The sequence below is a fragment of the Mesorhizobium sp. M7A.F.Ca.CA.004.04.2.1 genome, assembly GCF_004022825.1.
Classification (GTDB): domain Bacteria; phylum Pseudomonadota; class Alphaproteobacteria; order Rhizobiales; family Rhizobiaceae; genus Mesorhizobium.
In genome coordinates this window covers 1-394 of record NZ_RZPH01001839.1, presented here as the reverse complement: position 1 = coordinate 394, position 394 = coordinate 1, and the positions used below count along the sequence as shown (strand labels likewise).

The window sequence follows — 394 nt, the reverse complement described above, 5'->3', positions numbered from 1 at the left end:
TCGCTGCTGTGGGTCGGCTGGTTTGGCTTCAACGCCGGTTCGAATCTTGAAGCGAACGCCTATGCGGTGCTGGCCATGATCAATACCTTCGTCGCCACGGCGGCGGCGGCGGTCACCTGGATCGTGCTTGAATCGCTGCTGCGCGGCAAAGCCTCCATGCTTGGTGCCGTTTCGGGTGCGGTGACCGGCCTCGTCGCCGTCACGCCCGCTGCCGGCTTTGCCGGCCCGATGGGCGCCATCGTGCTCGGCATCGTCGCCACCTTCGTCTGCTACTTCTTCGTCTCGGTGGTGAAGAACACGTTCGACTACGACGACAGCCTTGATGTCTTCGGCGTCCACTGCATCGGCGGCATCATCGGCGCGCTCGGCACAGGCATCCTGGTCAATCCTGCCC

Annotated in this window: 1 pseudogene; it reads left to right on the top strand. The window is 64.2% G+C overall.

Annotated features, from left to right (window positions below):
• Positions 1-394: pseudogene (locus EN893_RS37860) on the top strand (ammonium transporter); the annotation flags it as partial.